A 14,104-nucleotide genomic window follows, 5' to 3' on the forward strand; every position below is an offset into this window, starting at 1 on the left:
AAGACAGTTGCTCCCACAATTCTTTCGGTGTCGGTGGGTTAGCGTTCGCTCAGGGAAAACTGCGTCAGGCAGAAGGTAGGGATGCCCATGTCTTCCAGGCGCTGTGACCCGAGCAATTCCGGCAGATCAATGATCGCTGCCGCTTCGTGGACTTTGGCGCCCATGCGGCGGATCAGGTTGGCGGCGGCGATCAGCGTGCCGCCGGTGGCGATCAGGTCATCGAACATCACCACCGAGTCCCCCTCGCACAGGCTGTCGGCGTGCACCTCCAGGAAGGCTTCGCCGTATTCGGTCTGGTAACCCTCGGCGAGCACGTCCGCCGGCAGCTTGCCTTGTTTGCGGAACAGCACCAGCGGCTTGTTCAGTTGATAGGCCAGGATCGAGCCGATCAAAAAGCCCCGCGCATCCATCGCACCGATGTGCGTGAACTCGGCCTCGACATAGCGGTGGGCGAAGCTGTCCATCACCAGCCGCAGGGCGGTGGGGGACTGGAACAGCGGGGTAATGTCGCGAAAGATCACGCCGGGTTTGGGGAAATCGATCACGGGGCGGATCAGGGATTTGATGTCGAAGGAGTCGAAAACCATCGTCGAAGTGTCCTGGCAGGGCTGCAAACGCGGCAGTATAGCGCGGCCACAACAATCCCTCAGCAGCCGTCCTCAGCCCCGCGCGTCCATCAGCCGTCGATCGAGCCGCCAGCCAGGGCGCATAGCTGGATCGGGTCGAGAATGTGGATCTCCTTGCCTTCGGCTGCGATCAGCTCGTTCTGCTGGAAACGGGTGAATACCCGGGACACGGTTTCCACTGCCAGGCCCAGATAGTTGCCGATTTCATTGCGCGACATGCTCAGGCGGAACTGGTTGGCCGAGAACCCGCGGGCGCGAAAGCGTGCGGAGAGGTTCACCAGGAACGTGGCGATGCGCTCATCGGCGGTTTTTTTCGAGAGCAGCAGCATCATTTGCTGATCGTCACGGATTTCCCGGCTCATCACCCGCATCAGTTGACGACGCAACTGCGGCAATTGCAGCGCCAGTTCATCGAGGCGCTCGAACGGGATTTCGCACACCGACGTGGTTTCCAGCGCCTGGGCCGAGACCGGGTGGGTCTCGGTGTCCATGCCCGACAGGCCGACCAGTTCGCTGGGCAGGTGGAAGCCGGTGAGCTGCTCTTCGCCACCATCACTGAGGTTGAACGTCTTCAGGGCGCCCGAGCGCACCGCGTAAACGGAATCGAAGGTGTCGCCCTGGCGGAACAGGAACTCACCTTTCTTCAACGGGCGGCCCCGTTTGACGATTTCGTCCAGCGCGTCCATATCCTCCAGATTCAACGAAAGTGGCAGGCAGAGGGGGGCCAGGCTGCAATCCTTGCAGTGAGCCTGGTTGTGGGCGCGCAGTTTGACTGGCTCGGACATTTCTTAAATCCTTGTGGGAAAACACACATAAGACGTAAGGGTAACCCAGCGCGGGGGGCTCGGGCCAGTGCGGTCTCACCGTCAAATTGTCGCGCTCAGATAACGCGGGAGAATCGCTGTCGACTGTGTTGCTCCAGATAGGCGTCGAAGACCATGCACACCGAGCGCACCAGCAAGCGTCCGGCGGGCAGGACTGCGATGTGATCAGGGCAAAGTTCGATCAAGCCATCCTCGGCCATGGTCTGCAGTTGCGGCCACAGTGGCGCGAAATAGGCGCGAAAATCGATGTTGAAGGCGCGCTCGATCTCGGCGTAGGCCAAGTGGAAATGGCAGATCAACTGCTGGATCACCGCACGCCGCAGACGGTCGTCGGCATTGCAGACCAGCCCGCGACTGGTTGCCGGTTGACCGTCGGCCAGGGTGTTCTGGTAGTGGTTCAGGTCGCTGCTGTTCTGGCAGTACACGTCGCCGATCTGGCTGATGGCCGAAACACCGAGGCCAATCAGATCGCAATGCCCATGGGTGGTGTAGCCCTGGAAGTTGCGTTGCAGGGTGGCCTCTTCCTGGGCGATCGCCAGGTCATCGTCGGGCAGGGCGAAGTGGTCCATGCCGATATAGCGATAACCGGCAGCGGTCAGTTGTTCGATGGTGCCTTGCAGCATCGCCAGTTTCTGCTCCGGGTTGGGCAGGTCCTGGCTGTTGATGCGCCGTTGGGGCATGAAGCGTTCCGGCAGGTGGGCATAATTGAACACCGAGAGGCGGTCCGGTTGCAGATGAATCACTTCCTCGATGGTGCGGGCGAAATTCTCCGGGGTTTGCCTGGGCAAGCCATAGATCAGGTCGATGTTGATCGAGCGGTACTGCAAGGTGCGCGCGGCTTCGATCACGGCGCGGGTTTCGTCCAGACTTTGCAGGCGATTGACCGAGCGTTGCACGGCCGGGTCGAGGTCTTGCAGGCCGACACTGACCCGATTGAAGCCCAGTTCGCGCAGCAGGCCCATGGTCGACCAGTCGGCTTCGCGGGGATCGATTTCAATGCCGTAGTCGCCGGAGTCGTCGTCCACCAGGTTCAGATGCTTGCGCAGCTTGGCCATCAACTGGCGCAGCTCGTCGTGGCTAAGGAAGGTCGGAGTGCCGCCGCCCAGGTGCAACTGTTCCACGCGCTGGGCCGGGTCCAGGTGGCAGCCGATCAGCTGGATTTCCTGTTCCAGGCGTTGCAGGTAGGCATGCGCACGACCGCGGTCCTTGGTGATGACCTTGTTGCAGGCGCAGTAGTAGCAAATGTTCGCGCAAAACGGCACATGCACATACAGCGACAGCGCACGCAAGGCCCGGCGGCTTTCGCGCAGGGCATGGAGCAGGTCAAAGCTGCCCACCTGGCTGCCGAACTGCGCCGCAGTCGGGTACGAGGTATAGCGCGGTCCCGCCAGGTCGTAGCGGCGGATCAGATCAGAGTCCCAACGAAGGGCGTCGAGCATGCGGGCGTTCCCCGGATAGGCTGGCATGGGGGGAAGTCTAGGGGCGGGCGGGCATGGGTGTGTTGATTTGCGTCAACGGGGACAACGGATAGGCAGGGCCCGCTGCAAGCCCCCTGTGGGAGCGAGCCTGCTCGCGATGGCGGTGGGTCAGCTTACATGGATGTTGAATGTGAGGCTGTCTTCGCGAGCAGGCTCGCTCCCACAAGGGGCCCGGTCAATGCCCCATCAACCAATGCTGATGCGGCCCCGGCAATGTCCAGAGACCAAAGACAATCACCAGCAACCCGCCGGCCATGCGCACGCTGCGCTTGCGCAGCAGGGCGGTGATGCGTTCGGCGGCCAGGCCGGTGGCGAGCAGCACCGGCCAGGTGCCGAGGCCGAAGGCCAGCATCAGCAACGCGCTATCGAATGCATTGCCCTGGCTGGCGGACCACAGCAGGGTGCTGTAGACCAGCCCGCACGGCAGCCAGCCCCACAATGCACCGAGCAGCAAGGCCCGGGGCAGGCTCGACACCGGCAGCAGGCGGTTGGCGACCGGCTGGATATGCCGCCACAGGCCACGGCCCACGCTTTCGATGCGCGTCAGGCCGCTCCACCAACCCGCCAGGTACAGGCCCATGGCGATCAGCAGCAAACCGGCCAGCACCCGCATGATCATCGCCGCCGGGCTGTTGGCAACCGCCCAACCGGCCAGGCCGATCAGCAGCCCCGCCGTGGCATAGCTCAGGATCCGTCCCAGGTTGTACGCCAGCAGCAATTGGAAGCGCCGGCCGCGCTGTTCCTTGGGAATCGCCAGGGTCAGGGCGCCCATCAGGCCGCCGCACATGCCCAGGCAATGGCCGCCGCCCAGCAGGCCGAGGATTACCGCCGAAACCAGGAGTGGCGCCAGATCAAGCATGGGGCGGGGCCTTGTCGTCCGGGGTGCGCGGCTGGCCGTCGGCTTCGTTCACCGCGGCCTGGTGATTAGGGTCCTGATCGTCGAACAGAATGCTGTGGGCCGGACCGTCGAGGTCGTCGTACTGCCCGCTGTCCACGGCCCAGAAGAAAATGTATACGGCGATGGCCACGATCAGCAGCGCCGCCGGAATCATCACGTAAAGAGCTGGCATCTCATAACTCCATGCCCGCGCGGCTCAGGCCGGCAGCGGGCGGGTATCGGGCGTGGCGTCGAGCACGTGCGGCTTGGGCTGACGGGTCAGCCTCAGCGCGTTCAATACCACGGTCAACGAACTGATGGACATGCCGACCGCCGCCCACACCGGTGTGATCCAGCCAAGGGCGGCGAACGGCAGCATGAGGCCATTGTACAGCCCGGCCCACACCAGGTTTTCGATGATTACCCGGCGAGTGCGGTTGGCCAGTTTGAAGGCGTGGATCAAGGCGTCGAGACGGTTGGACAGCAGGACCGCGTCGGCGCTGGTCTTCGCCAGGTCGGTGGCCGAACCCATGGCGACGCTGATGTCCGCCGCCGCCAGCACCGGCACGTCGTTGACCCCGTCGCCGAGCATCAGCACCTTGTGGCCTTGCTGGTGCAACTGTTGCAACACCGCCAGCTTGTCGTCCGGGCGCAGGCCGCCCCGGGCCTCGTCGATGCCCAGTTCGGCGGCGACGCTGGCAACCATCGGCGAACTGTCGCCCGACAGCAACAACGTGCGCCAGCCCCTCGCCTTGCAAGCGGCCAGCAGGGCGGGAGCATCGGCGCGCAGGCGGTCGTCCAGGACTAACCAGGCCAGCGGTCCAGTGGCGTCGCCCAACAACAACCATTGTCCCGGTTCGTCCGGCATCATCGGCACCGCCGTGCCACTCAGTTCGCAGACGAAACCGGGCTGGCCGATGCGCAGGCGCTGTGCCCCCACCAGACCCTCAAGGCCCAGCCCCGGGCTGCTGTGTACCTGCTCGGCGGCCAGTGGCGCGCGGCCAAAGGCGCGAGCGATGGGGTGTTCGGAGCGGTTTTCCAAAGCGGCGGCCAGCCCCAGGCAGTGATCACTGTCGAGCGCCGCCAGCGGTCGAATGGCACGCAACGCCAGGCGGCCTTCGGTGAGCGTGCCGGTCTTGTCGAAAATCACCGTGTCGATCTGGTTCAGGCCCTCCAGCACATGGCCGCGGGTCAACAGCAGGCCGAGTTTGTGCAAGGTGCCGGTGGCGGCGGTGAGCGCGGTGGGCGTGGCGAGGGACAACGCGCAGGGGCAAGTGGCGACCAGCATCGCCAGGACGATCCAGAAGGCGCGGGAGGCGTCCAGTTGCCACCACAGCAGGCCGATGGCAGCCGCGGCTGTCAGGGAGAACAACAAGAACCATTGGGCGGCGCGGTCGGCGATTTCCGCCAAGCGCGGTTTTTCGGCCTGGGCCCGGTCCAGCAGACGCACGATGGCGGACAAACGGGTGTCTTGCCCCAGGGCCAGCACCTCGACCGTCAAGGCGCCCTCGACATTGAGCGTGCCCGCCGTGACCGCATCGCCCACTTGGCGCGGCTGCGGCAGGTATTCGCCAGTGAGCAGCGATTCGTCGATACTGGACTGGCCGTCGAGAATCCTGCCGTCGGCGGGCAGCACCGCCCCCGGGTGCACCAACACCCGGTCGCCGTTGCGCAATTCACTGAGCAGGATCCGTTCGCTCTGGCCGTCATCCGCCAGGCGCAGGCACGAGGCCGGGAGCAGATTGACCAGTTGCGCGGTGGCCGCAGCGGTACGTTCCTGGGCCCTGCGCTCCAGATAGCGACCGGCCAGCAGGAACAGCGCGAACATGCCCACCGCATCGAAATACAGCTCACCCGCACCGGTGATCGACGTCCAGATCCCGGCGACGTAGGCGCTGCCGATGGCCAGGGACACCGAGACGTCCATGGTCAGGTGGCGGGTACGCAGGTCGCGCATCGCGCCTTTGAAAAACGGCGCGCAGCTGTAGAAGACGATGGGCGTGGTGAGAAACAGCGCCACCCAGCGCAGGATGGTGTGCATCTCCGGGCTCAGGTCGATATTGAATTCCGGCCAGGTGGCCATGGTCGCCATCATCGCCTGGAACCACAGCAGCCCGGCCACGCCCAGTTGGCGCAAGGCCAGGCGGTTTTGTGCCGCCAGTTGCTCGCTGGCCTGGTCGGCCTGGTAGGGGTGGGCGACGTAACCGATCTGGCGCAACTCGGCGAGCAGGGTGCTCAGCGGCAATTGGGCATCGGCCCAGCGCACATGCAGGCGATGGTTGGACAGATTCAACCGCGCCTCGGCCACCGCCGGCAGGCTGCGCAGCTGTTTTTCGATCAGCCAGCCGCAGGCGGCGCAACTGATGCCTTCCATCAACAAGGTGGCTTCGGCCAGCTCGCCTGCATGACGCACGAACGATTGCTGCACGTCAGGGCGATCGTACAGCGCCAGTTCATCGGTCAACTGGACGGGCAGGGTGTCGGGGTTGGCCGACGCCTCACTGCGATGCAGGTAATAACTCTCCAGGCCCCCGGCGACGATGGCCTCGGCCACCGCCTGGCAACCCGGACAGCACAGCTCGCGGGGTTCACCGAGGACTACGGCGGTGAAGCGACTGCCGGGCGGAACGGGCAGGGCGCAGTGGTAGCAGGGCAGGGGAATGGTCATTGCGTTTTCACAGAACGTTGTCCAATGATCGTTCCCATGCTCTGCGTGGAAACGCATCCTGTGACGCTCCGCGTCACGCTTGCGAGGGGACGCGGAGCGTCCCGGGCGGTGTTCCCACGCGGAGCGTGGGAACACTCAGAACCACGGCCTACTTTTTCAGGTCTTCAGCGCCTTGCAGCGGCTCATCGCCCAGCAGGATGTCCTGATCGTGATTGATCTGTTCTTCCTCGAACAGCCGCCAGGTCTTGTCATTCTCCACACCCAGCAGTTCGACAAAGCGCCGGCCTTCGATCTTGTCCGCCAACTGACCGACGTAGCGCCCCGGCTCGCTGTCGTTGCGAGTCAAGGCCACCTTGCGGTCCTTTTCCGGCTGAGTCGGAGAGACCAGGCTCAGCTCCAGGGTCTGCGGGCGGCTGTTGCCACTCAGGCGCAGGTTCACTTCACCGGTGACATCATCCAGTTGCACGTTGGCATGCAGTTGCAGGGTCTGGGCCAGCAGCTCGCGCTCCAGCGAGCGGTTGATGCCCTTGCCGGCCTCGTAGTAGTTGTCGTTGACCAGGTTGTCCGGGTTTTTCACCGCAATGGTCACCATTGTCAGGCTCAGTGTCACCGAACAGGTCAGGATTGCGATGATGATCCACGGCCAGAGGTGCTTGTACCAAGGGCTGGTGGCGGTTGCTGCAGGCATGTTCAGTTCTCTCAACGAGTTTGTGGGCCGATGAACCGGCTCTTGGCTTCGACGTGAACGCTTTCGTCATCGGCATCCTTGAGGATGAACGTCACCTCGTTGGTGCTCGATGGCAGTTGCTCGGGTGCGCTGGACAGCTCGACCGGCTGGCTGAAAATTTCGCCGGCGGCGACCTGGATTTCCCGTCGACCTTGCAGCTTAAGGTCAGGCAACCCGGCGGCTTCCAGCACGTAGGTGTGGTCGCGCTGGTCCTTGTTCATGATCTTCAGGCTGTAGACGTTCTCGATCCGGCCTTCGGCGTTCTCGCGGTACAGCACGCGGTCCTTGCTGACATCGAAACCCACCAGCGAGCGCATGAAGAACGCCGTCACCAGCAGGCTGACCATCGTCAGCAACACCAGGGCATAACCGATCAGGCGCGGGCGCAGTTTATGGGTTTTTTGCCCTGACAGGTTGTGTTCGGTGGTGTAGCTGATCAGGCCGCGCGGGTAATCCATCTTGTCCATGATGTTGTCGCAGGCGTCGATGCAGGCCGCGCAGCCGATGCATTCGACCTGCAAACCGTCGCGAATATCGATGCCGGTCGGGCAGACCTGGACGCACATGGTGCAGTCGATGCAATCCCCCAGGCCCAGTGCCTTGTAGTCAACGCCCTTCTTGCGCGGGCCACGGCTTTCGCCGCGACGCGGGTCGTAGGAAACAATCAGCGTGTCCTTGTCGAACATCACGCTCTGGAAGCGCGCGTAAGGACACATGTAGATGCACACCTGCTCACGCAGCCAGCCAGCGTTGCCGTAAGTGGCGAGGGTGAAGAAACCGACCCAGAAATACGACCAGCCATCGGCCTGGCCTGTGAAAAACTCGAACACCAGTTCGCGGATCGGCGTGAAATAACCGACGAAGGTCATGCCGGTCACAAAACCGATCAGCAGCCACAGGCTGTGCTTGGCAAGCTTGCGCAGGAACTTGTTGGCCCCCATGGGCGCCTTGTCGAGCTTGATGCGCTGGTTGCGGTCGCCTTCGGTGACCTTTTCGCACCACATGAAGATCCAGGTCCACACGCTTTGCGGGCAGGTATAGCCGCACCAGACGCGCCCGGCATACACCGTAATAAAGAATAGGCCGAAGGCCGCAATGATCAGCAACCCGGACAGCAGGATGAAATCCTGGGGCCAGAAGGTCGCGCCAAAAATAAAGAATTTACGTTCCGGGAGGTTCCACCAGACGGCCTGGTGGCCGCCCCAATTCAACCAGACCGTACCGAAATACAGCAGGAACAACACCGCCCCGCCGACCATCCGCAGGTTGCGGAACAGGCCCGTGAAGGCGCGGGTATAGATTTTTTCCCGGGAGGCATACAGGTCGACGCTTTTGTTCGCGTCCTTGGCAGGCGGGGTAACGTCATGTACCGGAATCTGATTGCTCATCAAAATGCATCCCACGGCAGTGGAAAAGTGCCAGGGCCAGTACGTGCCGACCACGGTCACAAAGGGGTGTTGCAGTGGCGCAATGATACGCCTGTCGCTCTAGCTCAAGGGTGCGACCTTTGGTCGCGTTGGGAGTAAGGGCCGAATGGTGTAGCGGATGTAACAAGTCATGACCCAGATCAATTGACTATAGACAGTCCATGGCGTTGGGGAAACGAGAGGGGGAACGCGCTTCCGGGAAGGCCACCTGCCATTCGTGGCGAGGAAGCTTGCTCCCGCTCGGCGGCGCAGCCGTCGTAAAGCGGCTCATATGGTCTAGCTGTAGGAGCGCATCGCTTCGGTTGCGGCGGCTTTGCCACCCAGCGGGAGCAAGCTCCCTCGCCATGAAAGCCGCGTTCTCCGTCGGACCCGCTGTTGTGCTGAGCTCGCGAATTCACGCTTCGTCCTCGTCGATCAGTCCTTGAACGAATCGAAGGAAATTCGAGCACGCGGGTTTCTCGGATTCGGCCAGGTCCCTCAGGGCTGATAAGCCACGCCCTCAGGCGGCCCTTTTTTGCGGAGCTTGAGCGGTGCCAACTTGTTTTACCGAGTCTTTACTGCGGTTCTCCGGCGCTCATGAGGGGAGCGAGGCTCGCAGGTAGTTTTTCCAGACGGCACGGTAAGCCTGTTCAGTGATGACACAGGGTGCTATTGATTTGTGAGTTCAGTGAGGAACTCTTCAAACGATTCGCATACGAACGCTAGATCCTCTTCGTCCATCAAATACAGATAAACGTTCCCGAAGTCATCCGTCTTTACGGACAGCAGAAAAGAATTTCCACCCTGGTCGTATGCAAAGGGGATCATTCCTTTTAACGAGGGAACGTCGTCAGTCAGGTCGCGATACACGGTTTCGATAGGTGCTTCTCCATACTTGATCGGTGTGAACCCACCCAGCAAGAATTCATTTTCGCTGCTGCTCTCAGACAAATTGCCACCGTTGTGCCGTAGATAAAAGTTCCTAAAGGCCGTCGGCAATTCCACATTGAATTTTTCTTGAAACTCATTCAGCTCCTGCACAGAGATGGTGTGTTCGGAGTCTTCAAGGATCAACCGCATTTGGCTACTTCTTTTGTTCTGCTCTTGAAACGAGCCGGATGGGTATAGGCTTGGTCAGTAGCTGCTTTGTATTGAGCTACGCCGCCATTATGACTTATGCCGTTATGGGCGCTTTGCTTGATGAGCTGCATATAAAAAGGGGCATATCGATCAGATCGCTATGCCCTTTGGTTTTGGCAGCTAGCGCGGGTCGACGTTATCCAGTACGCGGTTCGCCAGCAGTGAACTCAATTCGATCAATTGCTGGATGCCCAAGGCAATGTGACGTCGTGGACCATCCAGGTCGAAGGCCAAATCGCTGACCATCGCGTCGGCAGAGGCAAGGGTTTCGCTGAGATTGGCGAGCAGGCATTCGTTGTCGATGTTTTCCACGACGGTGAATAATTGGTCGGGTTTTGGAGCGTCTTGGGATTGTTCCGATTTTGGTAGCAGGTAGTAGTCGAGCGTGCGTTTGGTGGCTTCGTCGTGTTTCTTTGCGTTGCGACCGGCTGCGTAGGCGGAGGTAGAGTCCGCGTCCGGCGGATTGGGTGTGACCTTATACATGGTGGTGCTCCTTTCGTAAGAGGAACCATCACCGTCTGCCGCCAAGCAGATGGGGTGACGGATTACACAAGGTTGGCGGACCGGAACGAAAGGAACCCCGGCATCCCCGGAGGGATCCTTGCGCAACCCGTCATAACAGATGAAGGGTTGTTGCGCCTTTCGAGTGCCGGGCCGCCAAGCCCGTTCGCTGAGTGTGCAGCGACGGGATTACGATAGGGGCTAGGGCCAAGGCGCACAAGCGGGCGGATTCTGGCGTAGTTGTAGGCAAAGGCGCAAGGTTACGTAGTCTGGACGAGCGCGGCAGTCGGGATGTAGGCACGGTCTGAAGGCTACCTGCAATTCGTGGCGAGGGGGCTGTGTTCCGTCGGATCCGCTGTTGTGCTGAGGTCGCGAATTCACGCTTCGTCCTCGTCGATCAGCCCTTGAACGAATCGAAGGAAGTTCGAGCAAACAGGTTTCTCGGATTCGGCCTGGTTTTCTTCAGGGTTGAGGTCGCTATCGAACGTATCAGTGGTGAAGTAACTGACGGCTCCCGAATCGAGATTCAAGCAGAAGAAGTTGCCACCCCAATCGTTAGCAAAAGGCAGCAGGTGGGCAGGAAATACCTGTTTCTTCAGCATGAGCTGGTAGGTGGATGCTTTTTGCCAATGACGGACTCCAGGTGGTCTAGGTCCGCAGGGGTGATAGCCGTGTCGTCATTTGAGAATGTATTTTCAATCATTATTGATCTCCTGTCATGAACAGTCCCCAGGTTTGGAGGGGCGTTTGGAAATCTTGTTGGCGAGCCATCCTTTTTTGCCGCTGCAAGGACCGACTCGCGGCTTTCGTATTTAACTTTGAAGTGTTTTTCGTACTGGGCTACCGACCCACCGTGGGGGAAGATGGCTTCGTGTGCAGATGTTTTTACAAGCTGCATAGTGGTGGTGCCGGTTTTGGGGTTGAAATCATCAACGTGGTGCCAGGTATAGCCGGTTGCTGTTTTCTTGGAAATACCAGCTTCTTTGAAGGTCCGCTCCCACAAGGGATTTTGCGTTTCCAATCAAATATCGTGGCGTCGGCTCGTTTACTCTTGGTCCGCGCCTCTTCGCGTGCCCAGGATGCGGTTCTCTGCCCGGGTCAGGTAAGCCCTTATCAGCCGTTCGGTTATTTTGTTAACTGTTGCATTGACTCCATTTGGCGCTGGGGTTCTGATAATGCCGCCCAGCTCATCGCCAAATTCTTTGTTATCTTCTGATAGAGAACTCTTCGACAGAAAGGAGCCGTTCAGCAGTCGGCTTTCGTAGGGCGGGGACTGCTCTTTGCAGAAGGTGAACGCCTCACAGCTGTAAATTTCCATACCGGCGTAATAGCCGTCGGCTTTGTTCAAATGTTGAACGTAGATTTCTCCATACTTTTCCTTAGAGTTATACAAAGCAAGTTTATTCTTGCTGGCTTTCAAGCTGACGGAGGGCAATCTGATCTGTTCCAGCGCCTCCAGTAATTCCGATTCCAAGCTTTTGCGAATATTCATTTCTACCCTTCCTGCATGGCTACCGCGCCGTGAGCTAACGTCGAAGGGGCGGCAGCCACGACGAGGCTCCTTGTCTTGGCGCGCCGCAGTGGTACGCCCGCAGCGTTATCCCGCCGAGCTTCTGCTCTCGTCACGCTTGCAACGGCGCGGCCAAAGCGATGCTTTTCCAGCTTGCCTTTCTTTTTTTCTCTAGAAGCGTAATTAACGCTTCGCCTTCGGGCTGGCCTTTTTTTGGCAACTTGAGGGGGGCCAGAACGTAAAGCTTTACCGAATCCTGGTGATCTTCAGTCACAGCATCCCCGGTGGTGTTCCAGATCTTATCCACGACCATGACGGCATCGGTATCGCTTGGCCAGTTCAATTGAACAAAGGCTTCATCCATTTTTGAAATAATCTGGCCCTCGGTAAGCGGTGCGTCCTTCAGGGTTTTTTCAGCAAGCACCGTCAATAGCGCCTGAGGGAACATCCAAGGGCTATCGCTGGTAAATCCTTGCTTAGGCAATCGCCAGTTTCCGGGGAGGCAGATAAAGAGCTCCGTGCGTGGTTTTGCAACGAAAAGGCCTACGGTAAACAAAAGCTTGAAATCGTTTTTGTTGGCGATGCAACTGACCCTGAAGTCCATACTTACTGAGTCAGGTTGAGGGACTAATGCTTTGGGTAATACCCACCCTGCGGTGCTGCTCACGAACTCCACAATTGCATCCCCCGGCAGGTCTTCCTCGTCAGCAACTGTTTCGAGGGCAGAGATGGCGCCTTGTGCCTTCAGGCGCTGGTAAATCTTAGGGAAGTTCCAGCTCTGGGCCAGATCAAGGGCGGTGCGATTGAGCTTGGCGTGTAGCCTGTTAAGGTCCGGGTGATATTTGAGCAAGAGTTCAACTGTATCGCTCTGCCCAAAAGTAACAGCGGTAATCAACGGGGTCGCAACTGAAAGGGGGGAGCCATTGACGTCAGCTCCCGCCTCAAGAAGCCAGCGCGCGGTTTCCAGATGCCCGTTTTTTGCTGCCAGTGCGAGCGCTGTGGCGTTGCCGGACCCCACGGTAGGCTGGTCAAGGTCCATACCCAAGTCAGCTAGCAAAGCACACACTGCGACCTGATTCCTTTCGGCCGCATGATGTAGAAGTCCTGGATAACTCACCAAATCATAGCGAGGGGGCACAAGTAGCTCGGGATGGCTGTTGAGTTGGGCGCGCAGGAATTCGACGTCTCCCGCCTCTATACGGGCATAAAGGTCTCGCACAAGAGAGGCGTTTGATCCATAGGTTTTTTCTAGGCTAGTCATCTAAAAATTCACCGTTTTGCATTTTTTCGCCCATCGCGTTCAACGCTTCGATAACTTTGCTCTTGCCGCCTTTTCGCGCCTCTGCGAGCGTTTGCGACACTTTTCGGGCGCTGGCAATTGTGTGGTTTCCGCTTCCGTTGGGCGCCCAGACGAAGTTATGGGGGCTGTCGTTCAAGCCAATACCAAATTTCTTCAGGACCGCTTGGGAATGAGCGACATATCGACGATTGCTGTCCGACCAATTCTTGGGGGCTTTCTCGCGCACGATGTGATGGCGATGCGGCTTGTCCATGACTGCCGCTGAGGGTTTTGGCCCCATTGCTTTTTTATCAGCCTTGGACAGCCGGCACGTTTCCAAACCTAACGGGTCGATCCAACCAATGGGGTTTGGCGAATATTGATAAAGGTTGAATCCCCCCGCCAACCCCATCGGATCCGGCGTAATAAACCGCCCCACATCCGGATCATAAAACCTGAACGTATTGAAATGCAGCCCCGTTTCCCGATCCAGGTATTGTCCCTGGAATCGCAGGTTCTGCTCTTCGATATAGTACGGCTCGCGCACCTCCGCCAACGTGTTGCCCCACACCCGGTACGTCGCCTGCCAGACACTGTGGCCGTCGGCTTCGGTGAGTTGTTCCGGCAGGCCGTTGAGGTCGTTGTGGTAGTAGCGGACTTTTTGCAGCGGGCCGGTGCCGTCGACGCGGGCCAGGGGTTCGTAGCCATTATCTTCGTAAAGGTACAGGCTGGTTTGCTGGTGGCGATGTTCCTGCAACAGGCGCAGGCCGTCCCAGGTGAAGCGGGTTTCGCCCAGGGGGTAGCCGTTGTGGTCGTGCTCGTTCTTGATGGTGCGCCGGCCCAGCGGGTCGTAGGTCATGCGTACGACGCTGTCGTTCTCGTTGCGCACTTCGATCAGGCGGCTTTCGGCGTCGTAGGCGAAGCGTTGCAGGCCGCGGGCGGCGCTGCGTTTTTCGATCATCCGGCCGAAGGCGTCGTAGCGGTAGCGTTTGTCCTGATAGGTCAGCAGTTTGTTGTGCACCACCAGGCCGGCGCCGGCCTGTGGGCCGTCCAGCAGGTTGGCGGCGG

The 14,104-nt window shown here is 59.9% G+C and carries 16 protein-coding genes; all 16 read right to left on the bottom strand.

The window, feature by feature from the left end; genetic code table 11:
• Positions 1-38: 38 nt before the first annotated feature.
• Positions 39-587, bottom strand: a complete 549-nt coding sequence (locus tag J7E36_RS23795) for an adenine phosphoribosyltransferase (protein ID WP_041020481.1) — start codon at positions 585-587, stop codon at positions 39-41.
• An 89-nt stretch (positions 588-676) separates the two neighbouring features.
• A complete protein-coding gene (fnr, locus tag J7E36_RS23800; protein ID WP_053149529.1) occupies positions 677-1,411 on the bottom strand; it encodes a fumarate/nitrate reduction transcriptional regulator Fnr in 735 nt (244 codons plus the stop codon).
• Between the two features lie 95 nt (positions 1,412-1,506).
• Positions 1,507-2,889, bottom strand: coding sequence for an oxygen-independent coproporphyrinogen III oxidase (hemN, locus tag J7E36_RS23805; RefSeq protein ID WP_215008560.1), 1,383 nt, complete (start codon positions 2,887-2,889; stop codon positions 1,507-1,509).
• Positions 2,890-3,103: 214 nt separating this feature from the next.
• Positions 3,104-3,787: a sulfite exporter TauE/SafE family protein gene (locus J7E36_RS23810; RefSeq protein WP_215008562.1), complete on the bottom strand. Its 684-nt coding sequence runs from the start codon at positions 3,785-3,787 to the stop codon at positions 3,104-3,106.
• Entirely contained in the window at positions 3,780-3,998 is a 219-nt protein-coding gene (gene ccoS / locus J7E36_RS23815) for a cbb3-type cytochrome oxidase assembly protein CcoS (protein ID WP_215008564.1), read from the bottom strand. Before ccoS ends, J7E36_RS23810 begins: the two co-directional genes overlap by 8 nt.
• Positions 3,999-4,022: 24 nt before the next feature.
• The gene (locus J7E36_RS23820) at positions 4,023-6,473 is read right to left on the bottom strand and encodes a heavy metal translocating P-type ATPase (RefSeq protein ID WP_215008566.1); all 2,451 of its coding nucleotides are present in this window, start codon (positions 6,471-6,473) and stop codon (positions 4,023-4,025) included.
• A 148-nt stretch (positions 6,474-6,621) separates the two neighbouring features.
• The gene (locus J7E36_RS23825) at positions 6,622-7,161 is read right to left on the bottom strand and encodes a FixH family protein (RefSeq protein WP_215008568.1); all 540 of its coding nucleotides are present in this window, start codon (positions 7,159-7,161) and stop codon (positions 6,622-6,624) included.
• 11 nt (positions 7,162-7,172) lie between these two features.
• Positions 7,173-8,588, bottom strand: a complete 1,416-nt coding sequence (gene ccoG / locus J7E36_RS23830; RefSeq protein WP_215008570.1) for a cytochrome c oxidase accessory protein CcoG — start codon at positions 8,586-8,588, stop codon at positions 7,173-7,175.
• Between the two features lie 687 nt (positions 8,589-9,275).
• Positions 9,276-9,686, bottom strand: coding sequence for an SMI1/KNR4 family protein (locus tag J7E36_RS23835; protein WP_215008572.1), 411 nt, complete (start codon positions 9,684-9,686; stop codon positions 9,276-9,278).
• Positions 9,677-9,817 (bottom strand): HNH endonuclease, encoded by a 141-nt coding sequence (locus J7E36_RS25435; protein ID WP_215008574.1) that lies wholly within the window; start codon positions 9,815-9,817, stop codon positions 9,677-9,679. The genes J7E36_RS23835 and J7E36_RS25435 overlap by 10 nt, the downstream gene beginning before the upstream one ends.
• A gap of 49 nt (positions 9,818-9,866) precedes the next feature.
• Complete coding sequence (locus J7E36_RS23845; RefSeq protein WP_215008576.1) at positions 9,867-10,229, bottom strand: DUF6124 family protein; 363 nt, start codon at positions 10,227-10,229, stop codon at positions 9,867-9,869.
• A 395-nt stretch (positions 10,230-10,624) separates the two neighbouring features.
• Positions 10,625-10,849 (bottom strand): SMI1/KNR4 family protein, encoded by a 225-nt coding sequence (locus tag J7E36_RS23850; protein WP_231286409.1) that lies wholly within the window; start codon positions 10,847-10,849, stop codon positions 10,625-10,627.
• Positions 10,843-11,268 (bottom strand): HNH endonuclease signature motif containing protein, encoded by a 426-nt coding sequence (locus J7E36_RS25345; protein ID WP_231286410.1) that lies wholly within the window; start codon positions 11,266-11,268, stop codon positions 10,843-10,845. Before J7E36_RS25345 ends, J7E36_RS23850 begins: the two co-directional genes overlap by 7 nt.
• A 24-nt stretch (positions 11,269-11,292) precedes the next feature.
• The gene (locus J7E36_RS23860) at positions 11,293-11,739 is read right to left on the bottom strand and encodes a hypothetical protein (protein ID WP_215008578.1); all 447 of its coding nucleotides are present in this window, start codon (positions 11,737-11,739) and stop codon (positions 11,293-11,295) included.
• 130 nt (positions 11,740-11,869) lie between these two features.
• Positions 11,870-13,018 carry an ankyrin repeat domain-containing protein gene (locus J7E36_RS23865; RefSeq protein WP_215008580.1) on the bottom strand — a complete coding sequence of 383 codons (1,149 nt, stop codon included), beginning with the start codon at positions 13,016-13,018 and terminating at the stop codon, positions 11,870-11,872.
• Positions 13,011-14,104: RHS repeat domain-containing protein (locus J7E36_RS23870; RefSeq protein ID WP_215008582.1), on the bottom strand; the 1,094-nt coding region annotated here is incomplete at its 5' end. The genes J7E36_RS23870 and J7E36_RS23865, both read right to left, overlap by 8 nt.

Origin of the sequence: Pseudomonas fluorescens, from assembly GCF_018614775.1 — a bacterium.
GTDB classification, from domain to species: Bacteria; Pseudomonadota; Gammaproteobacteria; order Pseudomonadales; family Pseudomonadaceae; genus Aquipseudomonas; species Aquipseudomonas fluorescens_BY.

Excerpts from the sequence above, each read along its gene's own strand:
- J7E36_RS23795 (WP_041020481.1), bottom strand. The coding sequence starts at position 587 with ATGGTTTTCGACTCCTTCGACATCAAATCCCTGATCCGCCCCGTGATC.
- fnr (WP_053149529.1), bottom strand. The coding sequence starts at position 1,411 with ATGTCCGAGCCAGTCAAACTGCGCGCCCACAACCAGGCTCACTGCAAG.
- hemN (WP_215008560.1), bottom strand. The coding sequence starts at position 2,889 with ATGCTCGACGCCCTTCGTTGGGACTCTGATCTGATCCGCCGCTACGAC.
- J7E36_RS23810 (WP_215008562.1), bottom strand. The coding sequence starts at position 3,787 with ATGCTTGATCTGGCGCCACTCCTGGTTTCGGCGGTAATCCTCGGCCTG.
- ccoS (WP_215008564.1), bottom strand. The coding sequence starts at position 3,998 with ATGCCAGCTCTTTACGTGATGATTCCGGCGGCGCTGCTGATCGTGGCC.
- J7E36_RS23820 (WP_215008566.1), bottom strand. The coding sequence starts at position 6,473 with ATGACCATTCCCCTGCCCTGCTACCACTGCGCCCTGCCCGTTCCGCCC.
- J7E36_RS23825 (WP_215008568.1), bottom strand. The coding sequence starts at position 7,161 with ATGCCTGCAGCAACCGCCACCAGCCCTTGGTACAAGCACCTCTGGCCG.
- ccoG (WP_215008570.1), bottom strand. The coding sequence starts at position 8,588 with ATGAGCAATCAGATTCCGGTACATGACGTTACCCCGCCTGCCAAGGAC.
- J7E36_RS23835 (WP_215008572.1), bottom strand. The coding sequence starts at position 9,686 with ATGCGGTTGATCCTTGAAGACTCCGAACACACCATCTCTGTGCAGGAG.
- J7E36_RS25435 (WP_215008574.1), bottom strand. The coding sequence starts at position 9,817 with ATGCAGCTCATCAAGCAAAGCGCCCATAACGGCATAAGTCATAATGGC.
- J7E36_RS23845 (WP_215008576.1), bottom strand. The coding sequence starts at position 10,229 with ATGTATAAGGTCACACCCAATCCGCCGGACGCGGACTCTACCTCCGCC.
- J7E36_RS23850 (WP_231286409.1), bottom strand. The coding sequence starts at position 10,849 with ATGCTGAAGAAACAGGTATTTCCTGCCCACCTGCTGCCTTTTGCTAAC.
- J7E36_RS23860 (WP_215008578.1), bottom strand. The coding sequence starts at position 11,739 with ATGAATATTCGCAAAAGCTTGGAATCGGAATTACTGGAGGCGCTGGAA.
- J7E36_RS23865 (WP_215008580.1), bottom strand. The coding sequence starts at position 13,018 with ATGACTAGCCTAGAAAAAACCTATGGATCAAACGCCTCTCTTGTGCGA.